12 protein-coding genes are annotated in these 20782 nt (G+C 44.7%); 8 read left to right on the forward strand and 4 right to left on the reverse strand.

From position 1 onward, the window contains the following. Positions 1–77 precede the first annotated feature (77 nt). From UNH61_RS04280 to UNH61_RS04295, 4 genes are all read right to left on the reverse strand, one after another. Positions 78–1463, reverse strand: coding sequence for a hypothetical protein (locus UNH61_RS04280; protein WP_326990881.1), 1386 nt, complete (start codon positions 1461–1463; stop codon positions 78–80). 116 nt (positions 1464–1579) lie between these two features. After that, complete coding sequence (locus UNH61_RS04285; protein WP_326990882.1) at positions 1580–4768, reverse strand: TonB-dependent receptor; 3189 nt, start codon at positions 4766–4768, stop codon at positions 1580–1582. 158 nt (positions 4769–4926) lie between these two features. After that, the gene (locus tag UNH61_RS04290) at positions 4927–5895 is read right to left on the reverse strand and encodes a FecR domain-containing protein (RefSeq protein ID WP_326990883.1); all 969 of its coding nucleotides are present in this window, start codon (positions 5893–5895) and stop codon (positions 4927–4929) included. A gap of 127 nt (positions 5896–6022) precedes the next feature. Next, positions 6023–7042, reverse strand: coding sequence for a LacI family DNA-binding transcriptional regulator (locus UNH61_RS04295; protein ID WP_326990884.1), 1020 nt, complete (start codon positions 7040–7042; stop codon positions 6023–6025). Positions 7043–7195: 153 nt separating this feature from the next. On the opposite strand from UNH61_RS04295, the gene UNH61_RS04300 reads away from it, so the two are divergent. From UNH61_RS04300 to UNH61_RS04335, 8 genes are all read left to right on the forward strand, one after another. Further along, on the forward strand, positions 7196–8065 hold the full coding sequence (locus tag UNH61_RS04300; RefSeq protein ID WP_326990885.1) for an inositol oxygenase family protein: 870 nt from the start codon (positions 7196–7198) through the stop codon (positions 8063–8065). Positions 8066–8201: 136 nt separating this feature from the next. Further along, positions 8202–9893 (forward strand): sodium/solute symporter, encoded by a 1692-nt coding sequence (locus UNH61_RS04305; protein WP_326990886.1) that lies wholly within the window; start codon positions 8202–8204, stop codon positions 9891–9893. A gap of 91 nt (positions 9894–9984) precedes the next feature. After that, on the forward strand, positions 9985–10458 hold the full coding sequence (locus UNH61_RS04310) for an RDD family protein (protein WP_326990887.1): 474 nt from the start codon (positions 9985–9987) through the stop codon (positions 10456–10458). 161 nt (positions 10459–10619) lie between these two features. Further along, positions 10620–11486: a hypothetical protein gene (locus UNH61_RS04315; protein WP_326990888.1), complete on the forward strand. Its 867-nt coding sequence runs from the start codon at positions 10620–10622 to the stop codon at positions 11484–11486. A gap of 356 nt (positions 11487–11842) precedes the next feature. After that, positions 11843–15217, forward strand: coding sequence for an RHS repeat domain-containing protein (locus UNH61_RS04320; RefSeq protein ID WP_326990889.1), 3375 nt, complete (start codon positions 11843–11845; stop codon positions 15215–15217). A gap of 21 nt (positions 15218–15238) precedes the next feature. Continuing rightward, the gene (locus UNH61_RS04325) at positions 15239–19666 is read left to right on the forward strand and encodes a DUF6443 domain-containing protein (protein WP_326990890.1); all 4428 of its coding nucleotides are present in this window, start codon (positions 15239–15241) and stop codon (positions 19664–19666) included. Between the two features lie 2 nt (positions 19667–19668). Further along, on the forward strand, positions 19669–19977 hold the full coding sequence (locus UNH61_RS04330) for a DUF1493 family protein (RefSeq protein WP_326990891.1): 309 nt from the start codon (positions 19669–19671) through the stop codon (positions 19975–19977). 314 nt (positions 19978–20291) lie between these two features. Continuing rightward, positions 20292–20738: a hypothetical protein gene (locus UNH61_RS04335; protein ID WP_326990892.1), complete on the forward strand. Its 447-nt coding sequence runs from the start codon at positions 20292–20294 to the stop codon at positions 20736–20738. Positions 20739–20782 lie beyond the last annotated feature (44 nt).

Here is a 20782-nt window from a genome sequence, read left to right on the forward strand (position 1 = left end):
GGATTGAAGATATTAGCTGTCTGAAAAAAAAGGTAACGTATAGAGGAAGTATCCTCTATACGTTACAGGGAAAAGATTTAGAAAGTTACCCAACCATCAGCCCAGGTAGTGTTTCCTGTAGGGAAAGCACCAGCCGTTCTCGCAGGAGAAGTCAGCTGTGGTTTATAGTTCGCAATAGTACGTGTAGCTGCGAACGGATTCGCCAGTTTGATATCAGCATTCGGCAGTGTATTCGTATATGCTTTATTAGTAGTGCCCAACGGAGTGAAGCAGGCAAATGAAGTGAAGTTTACTTCAGTTGAGTAAGGGCATACATAAGCATGTACGTAGTTACCGGTCAGCGTTGAAGTACCGTTATCGTACTTGGTTTTAGTGTTATCACCTGTAGCTGGTTTCTGGGTATCCAGAGAGATACCGTAGTTGAAGCCCAGGAAGATAGAGTTGTTAACGGCAAACTCAGCATTTCTTCTCAGGTGAGCAGCACGACCATATTTACCAGTACCGGAAGGCTGTCCGTTAGTGATGGAAGCAGCTGCAGCAGTAGGCTGACCGATGATGGTGATATAGTTGTAAGTAGGATGTGTGTACGGAGTCCAGGTAAGACCATCAGCGTTGTTGTCGCTTTCGAAACCATTTGACTGGCTCTTATCGGCACGGGTCAGATCAGAGATACCCAGCGCATAGGAAATAGTACCGGAATAACCGTTGTCAGTATCAAACATATCATCCAGCGGATCGATAGCTACGAGGTGAGAAGCATTAACAGTACCACCGAAGAATTCGAAAGCATCATCGTTGGATTTGTATACTTCGATATAATCCAGGATAGTACCGTTACCAACGCCACCCAGTGTAAGACCATTCAGTTCGTTGTCTGTAGACAGTTCGAAACCTGCATATTCGATCTTAACATATCTGAGGATACCGGAGTTATCGCCGGGGAGGTTGTTGGCAGGTCCGCCGTAAGTGGCATCAGCAGGAGGATTGTCAGCAATACCTTCAATTCTTACAGCAGTAGGGTGGTTGGTAGGTGCTTTACCGAGCAATACCACACCAGCCCAGTCGCCTGATTTAGGAACGGCTTCATTAGAGCTGAATACGATAGGACGTGCAGCAGTACCGTCAGCAATGATTTTAGAACCGCGTGTGATCACGAGGCCACCGCCGGGTATACCAGCAGTAGCGCTTTTGATACCGCCGATCCATACACCTGGCTTAATGGTTAAAGTTGCATTGCTGGCAACGTATACCAGTCCGCTAAGCAGATAGTTTTTAGCGGTATCCAGCGTCAGGTTGCTGTTAATAACACCGCTGATAGTGCTGTCTGTTTTGGCAGGTTTTCCGGCTAATACAGTACGGTTGTCGCCTACGTTAGCAACATTTTCTTTTTTGCAGGAAGTTCCTAACATCATGCCTATGGCTGCTGCCGACATGAGGGTTACCGCTAAGGGCTTCTTGTTCATGGGATTCTTTTTTAGGTTTAAATAATCTGGAAGAATAAAAAAATGGATACAATACCTGATCAGGATATATGTTTGTTTACGCGTAAAAAAGTTGAGCCTTCCCTGCTGTATGTTTGTCAGAATCTGTAACTCACAGTAGCACTGTAAGTGCGGCCGGGAGAGGCTTTGTAATTCAATAGATCTACTCCGGATTTATAATTCATCTGTGATTTACCTGGTGTTTTTCCGTCTTTGAAAGCATTATATTCTTCTTCTGTAAATGATTTCCTGTAGATGACCGCGTAGCTATTGAGAATATTGGCAATGTTCAATTTTATTTCAGCCTTGTTTTTAAACAATCTTACCCCGACCTGCGCATCCATTGATTGCAGGGGTTTTTCCATCAGCGACTGATAATAAACAAGGTTTGGCAGGTAAACACGGTTAGTGACACTGTTATATAACAGACTTGCGAATAAGTATTGCTTGTCGTAGTATATGCCGGCATTGAACATGAAGTTGCTGGCGCCCATCTGTGGACGTTTTTCTTCTTTTTCTACTTTTTCTTTCATTACTACTTTGTTGGGATTAACAGAGTCCAGTCCGATTTCCGTCAGCATGGGCTTTACACTGGCGTCGAGATAAGTAAAGTTCGCATATAGGGTGATGTCGCGCAGTACCGGAACATTGGTGAAGCGTAGTGATTTTCGCATCTCCAGTTCAATACCATAATTTTTGGCAGATTTACTATTCTTCAGTTCAAACAGTTTGTTGAGCGCTTCCTGGTATATCTCCATAGGATAATTAAGATGCTTGTAAAAAAAGGAAGCAGAAAGTATTTCTCCCGGGCCCGGATACCACTCATAGCGGAAGTCGTAATGCCTGATGGTAGTAGATCGTACGATGTTGCCGAGATACATTCCACCAAGTTCAAAATCATATTCCCTGAAATAAGAAAGGTCTCTGAGGTCCGGCCGGATGATACTTTCTGAATAGGCCAGCCGCAGGTTCATGGACGGAGTTAGCGAGTAGGTGAGATTCGCAGAGGGAAAGAAACGCCAGTTGGGTTCTCTGTTCATCAGGTCTGAAAAGTCGAGCCCCTGGCCGCTACGACTGAACTGCGCTACTGTACTATCGAGGTTATCATTTACCTTATTCAGATTGTAGAACTCGGCCCTCAGGCCCCAGACCAATCTGAATTTATCGCCGATTTTGTTATCCAGCATTGCATACATGGCATGAAGTGCAGCTGTTCTTTTTTTGAAATTATCACCGAACGGACTGATGGAAACACTCACATTATGTTCCGGCGTGAAGGCCTGCGCGAGGGGAATATAGTTCTGTGAGTGATTCTCAAAGTTCGTAGTGGCATTCACTACAAAAAAGAGCCTGTCTTTACTCCAGCCTGCATATCCGGCTTTCAGCGTGTTGCTGAGGAATACATTACCGGCGTTGAATTTGAAAGGAACCGACAGGGAAACATCCCAGTTATAATTGTTTTCCAGGGCCCTGCTCCACCAGCGTACTGCTCCTTCCGAAAAGTTGCTGGTAACGTTTCTGATGTTGTATTCATTTTTTGGTGCGCCCTCTACCTGTTTAACTTCTTCTGCCAGCAGCAAATGATTATCGGGTTTCTGCCGGTCGAGCTTCAGGTAGCTCCCCATCCATTTCAATTTGATGCCTTTCTGCCCGATAGCATGCTCGCCTCTGAGCTGGTTTTGCCACAATGTAGTTTGCATGGCAAGATCATATAACCCGAGTGTGTTAGCGCCTTTGTCGTTGGCACCTACGCCGAGGATGAATTGCTGATCGAGTGTGCGCAGGTACATAGATTGGAAAGCCAGTCTGCTCTTTTCCGTCCGGTAACCTACGCCGATCATTCCGCCGAGGTTGGTAGTGAGGCCATAGCGGCTTCCTTTGAAGATCATGCTGTCAGTAGCACTACCGGCCAGTTCGTGAAAACCATCGCGGCCGAGAATCACATCCTGTGTGGCCATTGTATTACGATAAGAAGCGGAAGCGATCACACCCAGCTGCCGCCCGCCACCGAGGCGGAATACATGTCCGAAGCCTGCCTGATAGTTTGGTGATACCGGTGCATTAAACCTGGTAATGCCCCAGTTATTGCTGAATTGATCGGGCGCGTTTTTACCTTCGTTATTGAACTTATTAACAATATCGGATCTGTCTTTCCAGTCAAGCGTACCCAGCAGGAAACGGTTTTTAGCCACCTTGCCATAGTACTCGCCTCCACTGAGCGGGAGCGACAGGAAGTCTTTTCCGGTAGTTTTATCATTATAGCTGACGCCTGCACTGATATTCAAAAAATTCTCCGTGGGGATATCGAGGGTATTTACTTCCACCAGACCGCCGCCGAATTCGGCGCTGCGATCAGGCGTGATTGTTTTCACCACCGTGATGTTTTCAATCATGTTGGAAGGAATGATATCGAAGCTGAAGTTTTTTCTGTTCAGCTCTGTGCTGGGCATGACCTGTCCGTTTAGTACTGCCTGGTTATAACGTTCGCTGAGGCCGCGTACAACTACATATTTGTTATCTACAGTGGCAAGGCCGCTTACACGCTTTAATACTTCACCGGTGTTCTTATCCGGTGTACGGGCTATCTGTTCGGCACTGATACCATCGGTAATGGATGGGTTGTTTTTTTGCAGGGCGTAGAGGCCTTCCACGGAAGCTTTGCGGTAGTTGGCAGTTACGGTTACTTCTTTCAGGCGGGATCCGCTGCTTTTCATCACCACATCCAATGGTGTGATACCTTTTTCCTTTACGATGACGTCGGTTATCTTACGGGATTCAAAAGAAATAAAGCTGAAAGTAAGGCTGTAGGTACCGGGAGCGAGTGCGAGTTCATAAGTACCATCTACGCTGGTAGTAGTGCCCTGGCCGCCTGGTACCATCACGGTTACGCCAGGCAGGGGCTCGTTCTTACCGTCAACAACCTTGCCCGCAATGCGTCCGCTGCTTCTGCCGGTTTGCCGTTCCTGCGTGCCTTTCCGGAGGGCGATGATGTTGTTCGGTGTGAGTTCCACATCCAGTGGCGTATTGTTATCTATATAGCTAAGTACTTCACCAAGAGGTGTACCCGGGAATTTAATTTCCTGTAAAGTGCATTCCCGGAGGTATTCCGGATCGTAGATGAAAGTGTAACTGGTTTGTTGTTGCAATGATTTTACAACGGCGGCTACGTTGGTATTACCTGAGAAGAGCTGCACCTTGTCTTTGAGCGACCGGTAAGACTGTGCCCGGAGCAGCTGTGGCGACAGCCCTGATAAAAAAACTAACAGGATCACTATACGACGTGACATGCCAGTACAAAATCTGCTTGTAGATTTTTGCATAAGGTTACACTTTGTTTTTTGAATTAGCGGATACCTATGGGTTCCTGTGAATAGCGTTTATTTTTAGCGTGATACCGGTTCTGCTCCGGAAGTATGAATATTTGCTACAGGCAGAACCGGAAAGGTTAATGCGTATTTTTTCTTTTCACCAGGTAGGTGCTATCACTGGTACGTATATACGTAAAGTCGTGTACGTAACCCAGTGTTGCCAGTACCTGATCTAACGGCAGGCTCATTTTAAATTCACCAGCCACCCGTTTTCCGGCCAGGCCGGAGTCGGCCAACAATATTGTGGTACCCCAGCGGCTTTGCAGTTCAGCGAATGCATCTGATAGCTTAGTATTGTCGAATACGATCTTTCCTGACATCCAGTCGAGTGTAGTGGCGGTATTGAGTTGTTGCACAACCGGCTTTTCGTTGTGTTTGTAATGAAGCGTTTGTCCGGGTGCGAGCAGCTGTGTAAACGGATACGGGCCGGATACCATGCTCACATTCACTTTACCGGACACCAGTCCCACTTCAATGCTGCCATCGGCCCGGTTGGAGGTAGCGATATTGAATTCGGTACCAAGTACTGTAGTGGTTAACGGTCCCGCATGTACGATAAATGGGCTGGCATCGTTTTTCACAACTTTGAAATAGCCTTCTCCGCTGAGCCATAGTTCACGGTGCTGTTGGTTGTAGCCCTCATTATATATCGCGTAGGAATGGGCGTTGAGCCAAACTTCCGAGCCATCGGGCATGGTATACAGCTGAACCTTATTACCGGTATTGTACATAGTGTCGGGCCGGTTTGCCGCGGCGAGCTTATTGTTCAGCTTATGTGGCTGCCACAGCCAGGCGATCAGTCCCAGCACGCCCACGATGGCCGCAGCGGCGGTATACCAATATCTCAGCGCTACTATTTTTGTTTTTCTCTTGGGGGCGGGTGCAGTATCAGCATCAGTTGTTGCAACCTCCAGCCAGGTGGCCATCAGATAGTTATCCAGCGCTTCAGTTTCCGGATGGGAAAGATATGCTTCTACGAGCTCCTGCTCAGCATCAGTACATTTTCCTTTAAAATATTTTTCCAGTAACTGTTGATCGATATTCATAGATAACCTTATTCCCGTTGATGTTTCATGTTTGATTGGTGGCATCAACAATAAGAGTACGTTTGAGGGTAGGGGGTATTCCTAATCGTTTTTTAGAGTTAACAGTTTGGTAACATGGAGCTGTCAGCTAGCGGCTAACAGTTGTTGTTGATTTTCGTTTGATCAGGATAGAAGGGATCTCCTGCTGTTGGTCGCGGAGCTGGAAGCGGTTACTTTTCAGTGCTTTGAAAAGGAGCGTAGCAGCTGTTTTACCCATGTCGAAGGCCGGTTGGGTGATGGTGGTGAGAGAGGGATTGAGAAAGCGGGCGGTGGAAAGATTGGAGAAGCCAATGACCTGTACATCGTTGGGGATGTGTAGCTGAAGCTCGTCGCAGGCCTGATATACAGCGGTAACAAGTTTTTCGGTAGTGGCAATGAGTCCGTCGTAATGGTGGCGTTGGAGAGCTGTTTTCAGCCTGGTGACGGTAGCAGCGATATCGTTTGTACCATAGATAATAGCAGATTCCTTTACCGGATACTTGTGGGCGGCCATTGCCTGGCGGAAGCCTTCCGCTCTTTTATTGCTGATAGAGAGATGGCGGGAGGGAGACAGGAGCGCGATGTTTTTGCAGCCGCCTGCAATCAGGTGATCAGTGGCTTTGCTGGCAGCCGCTGTATCGTTGGTGGTGACCTGTGCGGCGGCGACGCCTTCACAGATGCGGTCGAAGAAAACGATGGGGATTCCGCGCGACAGCTGTTCCAGCCCCTGAGGCGCCATCGCTGTTTCGGTAGTAACGGAGATCAGCACTCCATCGACACGGCCGCTCTGGAAATCCTTCAGGATAGTTTTTTCTTTATCTGCGCTTTCGTGGGTAAGATAGATCAGTACGTGGTATCCCTTTTCCCGGGCTACCGATTCGATGCCGTTAATGGCCTCGGCGAAAAAGCTGTCGGCCACCTCGGGGATCACTACGGCAATTGTACGGCTCGACTTTTTCCTCAGGCTGGCCGCATAGAGGTTGGGGACATAGTTCAGCTCCCTGGCCAGCGCCAGCACCCGCTGCCTTGTTTCTTCACTGATCTCATGGCTGTTGTTCAACGCCTTTGAAATGGTAGCGGTAGATAACTGCAGCTTCTCAGCAAGCATCCTGATAGTTACATTCTCCATTAATTCTTAATATATCTTCTTAATTTCTTAATTTTCAACTTAATCGGTTAAGTAAATAAAGTTATTCTATTATATGGAAGATTTTTAAAAAGATCGCATATTTAGAGTAGGATATTTTTCCTGATTTTCCACGACCACTTAAAATCTGATATTATGGATAATGTAAATCCTGCGCCGCTTCAATCGCTGGATCGATGGGAAGACGATCTGCTTCAGCGCTATCCTGATCCGGCCAATATCAACAAAGAGAAGAGCACCAGCGAATTCCGCAACTATGAGGCACCTCCCCGCGATACCGTGAGAGAGTTTTACCGCCTGAATCATACATACCAGTCGTATGCTTTTGTAAAAGAAAGAGAAATGGAATTTCTTTCTTTCGATAAAAAAGAAATGTCGGTTTGGGATGCCTTCGATTTCCTGAACCAGCTGGTAGATGATTCCGACCCTGATACGGACCTGGACCAGTTCCAGCATCTGTTGCAAACAGCAGAGGCCATCCGTGCCGATGGGCACCCCGACTGGATGGTACTCACCGGTTTGTTCCATGATATGGGCAAGGTACTGTGTCTGTTCGGGCAACCTCAATGGGCAGTGGTGGGAGATACCTTCCCCGTTGGCTGCGCTTTTTCCGATAAGATCGTTTTTCACGAGTTTTTTAAAAATAATCCGGACATCAACAACCCGGATTATAACACCAAATATGGCGTATACGAGCCTAATTGCGGTCTTGATAACGTACATCTGAGCTGGGGTCATGATGAGTATATCTATCAGATGATGAAGCCTCATTTACCCGAGCCAGCCTTGTACATGCTGCGATACCATTCTTTTTACCCACAGCACAGGGAGCACGCTTACGGCCACCTCATGAACGCGCATGATGTGGAAATGTTCAAATGGGTAGATCTTTTCAACCCATATGATCTTTATTCGAAAAGCCCTGTACCACCCGATTGGAAAGTATTGAGGCCCTATTATGAAGACCTGGTCGCCAAGTATTTACCATCTACGTTGAAATTCTGACCAGTTCAATATTGAAAGGATTACCCGATGCACGTCATCCGGTAATCCTTTTTTAGTATCCGGGAAAGTATTATCTTCTATCCACGTATTAACCATTCCACCACGTTATTAAAACTGCCGATCAACAGATCCACTTATGAGTAATCAACTTGTTCAGAAAGACTACCTGGTATTTGCATTATATTTTGTGATAGTAGCCGGATATGGTTACTGGATTTATAAAAGAAAGAAAAGGGATGCCGCGAGTGCTTCCCGGAATTTTTTCCTTGCCGAAGGTTCGCTGACCTGGTGGGCGATAGGTGCCTCCATCATTGCTTCCAATATTTCCGCTGAGCAATTCATCGGCATGAGCGGCGATGGTTTTTTTGTGGGGATAGCGGTATCTGTTTATGAGTGGGTAGGAGCCGCAGCATTGATCATTGTGGCGGTTTTCCTGATGCCGGTGTACATCAGGAATAAAATATACACCATGCCGCAATTCCTGAAAACACGTTACAACGAAACGGTGGCGCTGATCATGTCGGTTTTCTGGTTATTCCTGTATGTATTTGTGAACCTGACATCCATCCTGTATCTGGGGGCACTTGCCATCAACGGATTACTGGGCGGGGCTTACTTTCATGAAGTAATGGTGGCGTTGGCCATCTTCTCGGTAATCATTACCCTGGGTGGGATGAAAGTGATCGGATATACCGATGTAATTCAGGTAGGGGTATTGATCATAGGTGGTTTGGCTACTACCTGGATGGCCTTAACAGTAGTGAGTGAAAAGTTTGGTATGGGGAAAGATGTGTTGGCGGGGTTCAATATATTGATGCGGGAAGCGCCGGATCACTTTCATATGATGCTGGCTAAACCGGCTACCGGAGCCTCGCAGGAGTATGTGAATAAATATCTTATTCTTCCTGGTTTCGGGATGTATGTAGCCGGGCAGTGGATCAGCAACCTGAATTATTGGGGCTGTAATCAGTATATTACACAACGTGCGCTGGGAGCGGATCTGAAGACAGCCCGTACAGGTATACTTTTCGCCGGACTGTTGAAGATACTGATGCCGGTGATTGTAATGTTGCCGGGGATAGTAGCTTTCGTGCTGTATAAGAACGGACATCTTCCGCAGCTGGAAGGCGGGCATAAAGATGGTGCATATGCCGCGATCCTCACCTTGCTGCCATCGGGGCTGAAAGGGCTGGCAGTGGCGGCACTTACCGCAGCTATTGTGGCTTCACTGGCAGGTAAATCGAACAGCATCTCCACTATTTTTACGCTGGATATTTACAAGAAGTATATTAACAGTCGTGCTGATGAAAAACAGTTGGTTTGGATCGGGCGTTTAACCATTGTAGTGGCCATTATACTGGGTGTTTTATTCACCTGGAATGATCTGCTGGACATTGGCGGCGCCGGAGGTTACACCTTCGTGCAGAAGTATTCGAGTTTTATTAGTCCTGGTGTATTCGCCACTTTTATACTGGGCATGTTCTGGAAGCGTACCAGTGGGGCAGCGGCAGTAGCAGGCATCATTACAGGTTTTGCGGCTTCCCTGTTTTTTAACCAGGCGGCGGTGAAGTTGTTTGGTCCGGAAACAATGTTGTATTCAGCTTTTCCGAATGCAAGAGGTGAAATGGAAATTCCTTTCTTTATCAGTTTGGGATGGTCGTTTCTGACTACTATACTGGTGATGGCAGGTATTAGTCTTGCAGGGCCGGCAGTAAGCCCGAAAGCTTTTGAGCCGGATAAAGAGATGTTCCGGCTGCAGCCATCATCTATCATATTGATCGTCACCATTCTGGTATTACTATCGGCTATCTATATACGTTTTTGGTAAGCGGGTCTTGCTGTTGAAATTATCAAGTATGGTTGAAATTGGATAATTATTAAACTGCTTTATATCTTTATTACAACTATAAACTGTACCTATGGAATTAACAGACGAATCCTTTCTTAAAGACGAGTATCATTTTGCAATGGCTGGCAATGGAAAGCGGCTGGCTAATTATTTTATTGATCTCTTTATCTTTTACATTATTGCCATACTTTTCTTTGCAGTATTGGCGATTGTGAATCCGGGTTCCCGGGTTTTTAGTGATAACCCTTCACAGGGAGAACAATATCTGTTACGGTTGATCTCTATGGTGTTCTATGGAATTATAATGGGGATTATAGAAGGGTTGTTCAAAGGCAGAACGTTGGGGAAGCTGATTACGGGTACTAAAGCGGTGAATGAAGATGGTACGTCCATTGATTTTATGACAGGTTTTAAGCGGGGGCTTTCGCGGATGGTGCCTTTTGAGGCATTCAGCGCGTTGGGGTCTCCGTGTTATCCCTGGCACGACAAATGGACTAACACGCAGGTAGTGGTGTTAAAGGATTCGATATTGCCGGAGGGGTGATTACTTATTGGAAAAGATGATATAAAACGCTGCAGGTGTTACCTGTGGAGTTTTTTTTTAGACGGGTGTGGGGAAAATAATTTCATTTGAGGAAAGAAGAATAGTTTATCTTAGTTGATGTTAACCACGATTTAATTGGACCCTTTTCAAACCTATAGACTATGAAGAAAATTTTTGTTTTGTTGACTGTAGTTATTTTGTTGCAATGTACAATTGTACATATCGCAATAGCGCAGGCCCGGGATTATTTCACCAACTACCTGATTCCTGGTCAGACTGAAGATTCCAAAGGTGTTAATTATTTGATATTGCATCGGATATATAGCGGAACGCTGATGCCCGATAATTTTATCATGGGAAAGATCACCGCGGTAAGAGGAGGAGTGGCTGCGTGGAACAGAAAATGGGTGGTAGAAGTGAATACTTCGTCTGCCTATAATGCAAACAGAGGGAGTATTATCTGCTATAATGAACCGGCTACATTGGTCACGCTTACTTATAATGGAATGAGTTATCTGGCAGTGAGCGTAACGAATAGTTCATCCCTGTATAGTTTTTCCTTTACAGGGTATGCCCAGAATGTAAGCCTGGCTATTGCATATCACGATCAGGTCAGCAATGTGCAGCCGTTTACAGACTTTGACCCTGTTACGATACAGGGGAATGTGGGAATAGGCACCACGTCTACAGGGGTGCATAAACTGGCCGTGGAAGGCTCTATCGGCGCTAGGAAGGTGAAGGTAGCAGCAACTGGCTGGGCGGATTATGTGTTTGAGGAAAATTATGCGCTGCCGTCGTTACAGGAGCTGGAGCGTTATGTAAAGGAGCATAAGCATTTGCCTGAGATTCCGACGGCGGTGGAGGTGGAGCGTGAGGGGATTGATTTGGGAGAGATGAATAAGAAGTTGTTGCAGAAGGTGGAGGAGTTGACGTTGTATCTGATAGAGGAGAGGAAGGTGAATGAGGCGCAGGAGGAAAGGATTAGGAGGATGGAGGAGGAGATGGGGAGGATGAAGAGGGAGAAATAATGGAGGAGATTGCACGGATAATTTACAGCACTTTTGGAGCGCGTATATAGGCTGCGTAGCTGATAGTTATTTTAGTATAAATATTAAAAACTGATTTTTAAATTGAGTATATTACACCAGTAACCCGGAGTTGTTAGAGGAAGATATTTGCTGCTGTAGATATAATAGCATTTCCTAACCGATAATAAATTTTTGTACCTATGAGAAGTTACATAGAATATTTAACATAGTCTCGACAGTTAATCAGTATTTAGAAGCGTCTGTGTGTTTGTTGACTGTAATTCAGCAGGAGAATGCTCTTGATAAGGCTGCTGAATTGCCAGGCGTTGTTTCCCCGTAAACCAAAATCGCCGTCAATGGCTATTGTAAATTCAATAGATAATAAAGCAATGGTTAGTTATCCAAAGCACAATAACAGGTTGTGCTGCACTTTGATTATGTGGAGATTGGTTTTATTTCTTGCCGTTTTTCTATGGCAGGCTGTTAGTGCACCTGCTCAGTCAAGTTACGTGCCCAATCTCGAGCCCAATCGTATTTTGCAGCCTTCACCTAATGCGGCTACAATCAACAAAGGTGGGGATGTAAATGTAAACATGGCAACAGGCACTCCCAGTGTAAACATTCCTTTTTATACAATCAGCTCCAGGTTCCTGAGCCTGCCGATATCTATCAATTATGCCTCCAATGGGATAAGGGTAAACGACCTGGCATCTAACGTAGGATTGGGGTGGAGTCTTAACTGTGGTGGTGCGGTTTCGAGAATTGTATTGGGAAAGCCTGATGAAAAAAGGGCAGAATGGGGCCAGGTACTAACTAATTTCAATACTAACTTCAGTACATTGACCAGGCCCGTTTTTGATTTTGCCATGGAGCAAACATTGGCCGACAAAGAGTCGGACCTTTTTTCTGTTAGCGTAAATGGTCTGGATGCGAAGTTTATTATGAATGAGAATAATGAACCCGTCTGCCTGAATACTACAAATTTGCGAATAAAGAAACTGGGTGCTATACTTACCAGTGGCTTTCAGATAACAGATGAGAATGGTATTGTGTATACATTTGATGCAGCGGAAACTTCTGCTACTATCGAGAGGGGCTATCAGGGGCCAAAGCCGTTTCCAGACCCGGTTGTTACCTCCTGGTATCTGACGTCGATCATCAAGCCCAATCAGGATACAATCCAGTTGAGCTACGCAAATTATTCCTATACCTATCTGGCAAGTTTGAACGAATTCTTTAGTATTCTGTGGGATATCAGCGTTACCGATAATGCTCTTTGTCCGCCTCCACTGCTGAAGTCAAATACTTATACATGTGGTATCACATCAAATAAGATTGAAGGTAAAGCTTTGAGTCACATTACGTTTGCTAATGGTAGTATTGATTTTAGTTATGCGGATAGAATGGATGGAGGTGGACTTGCCTTAAATGGAATCTATTTAAAAAATAATCAGGGGCAAATAGTAAGACAAATGTCGCTGGTGCAGGATTATTTTTTGAGTACTGACGTTAATGATGCATTTCTCCGGGGAGAAAAGAAGTTGATATTGGATAGTACCTTACGATATCGGTTATACCTGAAAGAATGTAAAATTGCCGGCAGTAGTCTGACTGATACAAGTAAGGTGCTTAAATATAAATTCGATTATATACTGGGTAATAGCCTTCCTCAGCGGCTGTCCGGAGCACAGGACTATTATGGTTATTATAACGGTAAACTGACAAATAAGTATTTGATGCCTGATGTCGGCGACCAGTATCCAGGAATTTATAATAATCTGGTTAGCGGATGGCCCAGGTTTGGAGATCGTACACCTGATACCACACTGATGACTTATGGGTTGCTGAAAAAGATAAGCTATCCGACCGGAGGTTATGATTCGATCAGTTATAGTTATAATAAAGGACCAGATATTAAGATAGTTAAGCATTTAAAGCATGAATACCTGGGAACTCAGGGTACTGGTCTGACGGGAATTGTAACTGTTACTCAAAATATAGTTAATCCTTTCCATCAGGTAGTGAATGCGTATACCAGTGTTAACTTCGATAGTAATAACCCTGATTGTACCCGCGATCAGATTCACCAGATGGCTACATTCCGTATTGTAGACGCAGTCACCTCAAAGGAAATAGTGAGGAAAGTAACCCGTCTTGACCAGGCAGACTCATTATCAGCGCCCCTCGACTCCGGCCAGTATATTTTAAGCCTGGCTGTGGTAGGCGGCTGTACAAATGGAGCGGTGGATTTTATTATGGAGAACCAGGTGGCGGATACTATTCCAATAGTTGTGGCTATCGGAGGTGTAAGTGTTGCCGGCGTTTCTTCTTATACTGTGGATGGCGCGAAAGCGCTTAATCGGACATTTAAGTATATGAATCTAAAAGATTCTTCTATTTCTACATTTGGAATTTCTTCCAGCAGGGATATGTTTGAACGCGTAAAGACTCCCTATTTTCCTACCTGCAATGGGTCAACTCCATGTAGGTCACAGGCTACGTTGTGGTATGTAAATATTGGGAACAGCATTATAACGCCTACTACAATTCTGGGAGGATCTGGTACTTATCACAAATCCGTTATTGAAACTACAGACGGATCGGGCGACGTGCAGACAACTGAGCATATATTCTCTTATAATGATATTTATGACCCATACGGAGTATGGGGTAATACAATATTGGGAACTCCACGTTGTGCATACGGAGATTTCATGATAGGAGAAACCCGGACAAATATGTATAAGCAGGTTGCTACCGCTGGTGTTTCCTCCCGGCGACCTATAAAGTCAGTTGAAAATACCTATGATTTATTTATCAAATCCAGGGTATTTAATTACAATGTCAGAAGGCTGGCTACTCCGCCGTGTGCAACTCCTGAGCCTAATGATCAGGATCTTATGAGTCTGGATATAGAAAAATACCCGCTTATTTTTATGCGGAAATCCCTATCGTCAACAACGGAGAGAACATATGTCAGTGATAACTCCGATAGCCTGATGGAGAAAAAGGTTAACTATACCTATATCAGTGATTCTAATTACGTATTAATAAGGAATGTATCGGAGAATCAAAGCGACGGGAAGATTAACGCACTGGCATATACTTATCCGTTAGACCGTAAAGGGCAGGGAGGCGCATACGACAGTATGGTTAACAGAAATATGATTGCACCGGTTTTATCATTGACAAAGACTATAGGAGCTGGTCAGGTAGATCAGAAAACTGTGTCTTATATGTTTACAAGGCCAGATCAGCAGATCATCGCATTTCAAAACCTGAAGGAACAGATATTAAATAATCCTGTAGAAGATAAGGTAAGCGTTATCAGCTATACGCCCATGGGAAATATACAGGAGAAAGCCAATGCCAATGATGTACGGGAAGTGTATCTCTGGGGGTACAATGAGCAGCTCCCCGTGGCAAAGATTGTCGGCAGTGATTATTCGACTGTCATACAAAACATCAACCCGGATATCCTGATAAATACGGATAATTATACACCTGATCAGATACGTGCGGCCTTAAATAGTATCCGCGCAAATCTTACTCAGGCGATGGTTACGACATTCACTTATACTCCCCTTGTTGGTATGACCAGTGAAACAGATCCCACGGGAAAAACTACCTATTATGAATATGATGAGCTGGGGAGGTTGAAGGTAATTCGTGATCAGAACAAGAGCATTCTTAAAGAATTTGATTATCAGTATCAATCCTTGTTACGTTAGTAATCCCTAATGAATTTGTGTATGAAAAACAGTCCTGTTTTCTATAAGAGATTTGTAGCAGCTTTGGTTTTATTGAGCGTAGGGGTGATTGTCAATGCGCAGACTCCTGCGGGAACAGTTAGGCCAGCAGCTACACCGGCGCCAATACCGGGGGCCTATACGATCCCAACGGTCAACTATGTCCGTACCTGGGAACCGGCAGTGGCTACAACAGATACAGCCTTTGTTGTTGCACCTGCGCGAACTGTTGATCAGGTCAGGCAAACAACGCAATACTTTGATGGATTGGGTAGGCCTCTTCAAACCGTGGCGAAAGCAATGACCCCGGGTGGCAACGACCTGGTCTCCCCGGTGGTATATGATGCCTTTGGAAGGGAACAAACCAAATACCTGCCTTATGTGGCTACCTCCAGTGATGGCATTTTTAAAACGGATCCATTTAAAGCACAGAATACTTTTTACCAGTCGTTGACACCAGGAGAGAATGTGTTTTATAACAGAATAGATTATGAAGCCTCTCCGTTAAACCGGGTATTGAAAACCTACGGACCTGGAGCCAGTTGGGCTAAAAATGACCCTTCTGGGGTAGAAAAGGGAGGTAACCGTCCGGTGGAGGCTCAATATTTAGTGAATACTGCAGCCGATTCTGTGAGGATATGGGATTTTGCAAGCACGCAAATAATACCTGCCAGTGCTGCGGGCCGTATCTATGCTCCTGGCCAGTTGTATAAAAATGTCACTATAGATGAGATAGGAAACCAGGTGATAGAATATAAAGACAAAGAAAACCGGGTGGTGCTTAAAAAAGTGCAGTTGTTGGCAGCTCCCGGCTCTGCTCATATGGGCTGGCTCTGTACTTATTATGCCTATGATGATCTTGGGAATCTTCGTTTTGTAATACCTCCTAAAGCCATAGAAGCTGCGCTTGCTGCTGGCTGGGTGATTAGCCCTGCAGTTGCTGCGGAATTATGTTTTATGTATCGTTATGATGGCCGCAACCGGATGATTGTAAAGAAAGTTCCAGGGGCCGATTCTACAGTGATGATATACGATGTGCGCGACAGGCTTGCCTTTAGTCAGGATGGTAATATGAAAGGGAAAACCTGGCTGGCTACTTTTTATGATGGGCTGAACAGGCCGGTCATGACTGCATTGTATCAAAACTCGAGCGCCACCAGGGAGTCGCTACAGGCAGCCATTAACAGCTCCACCGGCGGTAGTACTCAGAGTGTAAGCTATGACTTCCCTGCACAGGCAAACCTGATCCTGGATAACTATGATGGTAAGCCACTTTATGAGGCTACCAATACTGTTGACATGGTGGATGGTTTTGTCACCAGTGATGGAGCAGAGACAACCTTGCAGATTAATGGCAACGCCACCAGTGGTAATAGTACAATAACCGCATCCAATACTCTTTCCGGCATTCCGAAGGATTCACTGACACCGTTAACCTATACTTATTATAGCGATTATACTTTCACAGGAGCACAGGGATATGCCAGTGGCGATATCTCCAAACCTCAGGCTGATGGTAGTCCCAATGCAGAGCCATTACCAGCCAGCGCCAGTTCGATGACGAGAGGGCTTATAACAGGTACTAAAGTGCGGGTATTGGGAACTAATCAATGGTTAACCACTACCAATTATTATAATGATAAAGGCCGGATGATACAAACGTTGTCAGAAAACACGTCCGGAGGGTTGGATATTATGACCAGCCTGTACGATTTTAACGGGAAAGTACTCAGTACCTACCTGCGTCATAAGAACCTGCGTAGCCGTTCTGCTCCACAAACCACTGTGCTGACCATGATGGCTTATGATGCAGCAGGCAGGCTGAAAAGTGTGAAAAAACGGTTGAATGATGCAGCCTCCTCACAGGATAAGGTAGTCGCAATAAGTTCTTATGATGAACTCGGCCGACTAAAAACAAAGCGTTTAGGTATAACTGGTAGCACCCAGCTGGAAACGCTGACCTATGATTATAATATCCGCGGCTGGCTGACCGGCATTAACCGGCCCTTTGCCAATACGGTAGGTAGCAGCTCCAACTGGTTTGGGCAGACGCTGGCCTATGATTCGGGATTCACTGCCCTGCAATACAATGGTAACATAGCAGGTAGTACCTGGAAGAGCCGCAGCGACGGCATTGCCCGGGCCTATGGCTATAGCTACGACCAGGTTAACCGGCTTGTTTCAGCGCCTTTCTCTCAGCAGAACAGTGGCAGTACTAATTGGACTAGTGATCAGAAAGACTTTTCCGTTAGCAATTTGACATTTGATGCCAACGGGAATATCCAGACGATGAACCAGATGGGCATGGCTGGAACTACCAAAATGCAGATAGATCAGTTAACCTACACCTATAAACCCGGTAGTAACAAACTGGCTGCGGTAGCAGATCCTACTAATACCGCCAGCGCTAAGTTGGGTGATTTTATCAACGGCACCAATACCGGGGATGACTACGATTATGATGCGAATGGTAACCTGAAATATGACCTCAATAAGAACATTTCGGCGATTACCTATAATCACCTGAACTTACCTGATAGTATCATTATCATTGGCAAAGGACGGATTAAATACCTGTATGATGCCGCTGGAGCAAAGCTTCAGAAAATTGTGACGGATAATACCGGTAGTACACCCCGGGTAACAACTACAGACTATATTGGTGGCTTTGTTTACCAGAATGACACACTGCAGTTCCTGGGCCATGAAGAAGGCAGGGTGCGTGCAGTGTTTCAAACAAGCCAACCGGTACAGTATGTATACGACTACTTTGTAAAGGATCATCTTGGGAATGTGCGGATGGTACTCACTGAACAGACGGACTTCACCATGTACGCGGCCACTATGGAAGCGCCGGCGGCAGCTAAGGAAACAGCCCTGTTCAGCAATATTGATAACACCCGTGTGGCTAAACCGGTAGGCTATCCGATAGATGAGAGCGCAGGCCCGAATGCCTCCGTAGCTAAGCTCACTGCTACAGGATCAGGTAAGAAAATAGGCCCCTCTATTGTACTGCGGGTAATGGCGGGAGATACCATACAACTCAGTGCGAAAGCGTTCTACAAGTCAGGAGAGCCGGTACAGAAAAACTCTGCTGCTCCTACTGCGGAGAATATGCTGGCGGACCTGGTGCAGGCATTTAATGGTGGCGGAGGATCGGACAAGAGCGCGCACGGCGCAACTAATAATGCTAACCTAACGCCATTTAACAGTAACTTCTATAATAATGATTACCGGCGTCTGAAGGAGAAAGAACCCGATCAACCAAATGCGGACCGTCCTAAAGCGTATTTGAATTTTGTATTGTTCGATGATGATTTTAAATTAGTGGAAGAGAATAGTGGGGTGAAGCAGGTGAAAGCGGAACCGGATCAATTGCAGACGCTGGGGCAGGATAGGATGGTGGTTAAGAAGTCAGGGTTCCTGTATGCTTATACCAGTAATGAGAGCCCGCAGACGGTGTATTTTGATAATGTGATATTGGGGGTTAATTTAGGGCCGTTGCTGGAGGAGACGCATTATTATCCGTTTGGGTTGGCGATGGCGGGGATAAGTTCAAATGCACTCAAAGGTGTGAATTATCCCGAAAACCGTCTGAAATATAACGGGAAAGAGTTGCAGAGTAAAGAGTTCGGGGATGGCTCAGGACTAGAATGGTATGACTATGGGGCTAGGATGTATGATCAGCAGTTAGGGATATGGCATGTTCCTGATCCGTTAGAAGAAGATGGTAATGGGCTTGTTGATGAAGACTCCGAAAGTCAGGATTTAAATTTTGATTCTTTTAATGACAATTTTAGAAATGATGGTGGGTTAAGTGAAAATACTTTTAGACTTTGGCCTAGCACGTCTAATCAGCAATCAGCAATACATTATAACATGAGCCCTTATGCTTACGTGTTAAATAATCCAGTCAATTTTGTTGATCCTTTTGGTTTTGATACGAGTAAACCTGTTCAATTGAATCCAGTTACTATAACAGGTACAGCGCCTACTACTAATAATACGAACACCGGGTTTAATTTTTGGTGGATACGTGGACCTGTATATGGTACAGGGCTGATGAGTTTACCAGTGCCTAAGAATTGGTTTGGTCCTGTATTACCTAACTCATCAAAGTATACAACAACTCTTTCCGGACTATTAGGTAAATGGAAGACTCCTATTAATTTTTTAGGTAAGAAAAGATTATATACTCATACTGTTAATGGGTCCAGAAGATATGCTAGTACTTATGGCAGGTTCTTTGGGAGATGGGGGTCTAGAATTATGGGAAGGGCTTCTGCTATTATGTTTTATATAGATGTTAGTAGAACTGTTTATCAGTTTTATGATGAAAAATTTACTAAAATGCCAGTAGAAGCTCAATTTAGATTTGTAAATACTCAAATGATGTCTGGCTCAAGTTCCACCGGAATATTAAATCGATAATGATGAAAGAAAATATTTTAGATAGCTTAATAGCTTTTTTATATAAGGAAACACGAAGTAATGAAGTTGTCATCTCGGAAAATACAGAGATAGAACAAGATCTTGGTATTACAGGAGAAGATGGAGAGGAGCTGATTTGTAAGTTTGCGAAGGTTTATAAAGTAGACATTACAAATTTTTATTTCACAAAATATTTTTACCCGGAACCGATGACGTCATATCATCCAAATGATGTGAAAGTTTTAAAGGTACGGGATCTTCTCCATGCTGTTGAGGCTGGAAAGTTGGATGATGATATAATTGGGAAATAGAATGCAACCCAAAAGCAAAAGCGGACTTTTAGCCACCTTTTTTGTTTCAATAAAATTAATAGGCTACAGGCATTGCCTGTAGCCTATTAATTTTATTGAAAATAGATTGTTGTTATACGTGTTTTTTTATGTTTTTAGTTTTTTAGTAGTATTGGTAAGCTGTGCTTCTTTAAGGAAAGGAATTCTTCAACAATTGAATCTGCAACGCATCCTCCGGTTATTGGTTATACAACATGGTGGAGTAACAATATAGGTAAGCCGGTGAATAACTTTTTTTCAACCGGCGCACTTTCAAAAACAACACAGACCTTCCAATGGACAGAAACAATAAGTTGGCGTTAAATAGCATTAAATTAACTCTATTGCTCTCTTTTCTCTTATTTGGGTGCGTTGGCCAGGCGCCTAAGAGAAATGAAATGATTGGGGCCTGGAATAGCTCCGATGGAGGTATGTTTCTTTTTAATGAAAATGGTAGTTTTTCTGGAAAGTCATTACCAGCTAAGTATTTTACCTACTTCACTTCTGAGAATGAAGTCCTGAATAAAAAGGTAAATGGCAGAGGTAAATGGAAACTTGAAAAAGAGAATGGCTTCTGGAGAATACAATTGGAATTTGAGAATATAGATGGCCGCCCGTTAGCAGGACTTTACTATCTATTAATTTCAGGACAAACGGGTATCCTCGAGAATAAACCGCCCTGGTATCTTTTTGTTTGGAAAGATGACGTCGGCGGCGAGAAGTATAAGTTTCAAAGAGAATGAAACGCATTTACTAAGTGTGTTGTTGGATGAGGCTCATTATTATC

The organism is Chitinophaga sp. 180180018-3 (assembly GCF_037893185.1).
Lineage (GTDB): Bacteria > Bacteroidota > Bacteroidia > Chitinophagales > Chitinophagaceae > Chitinophaga.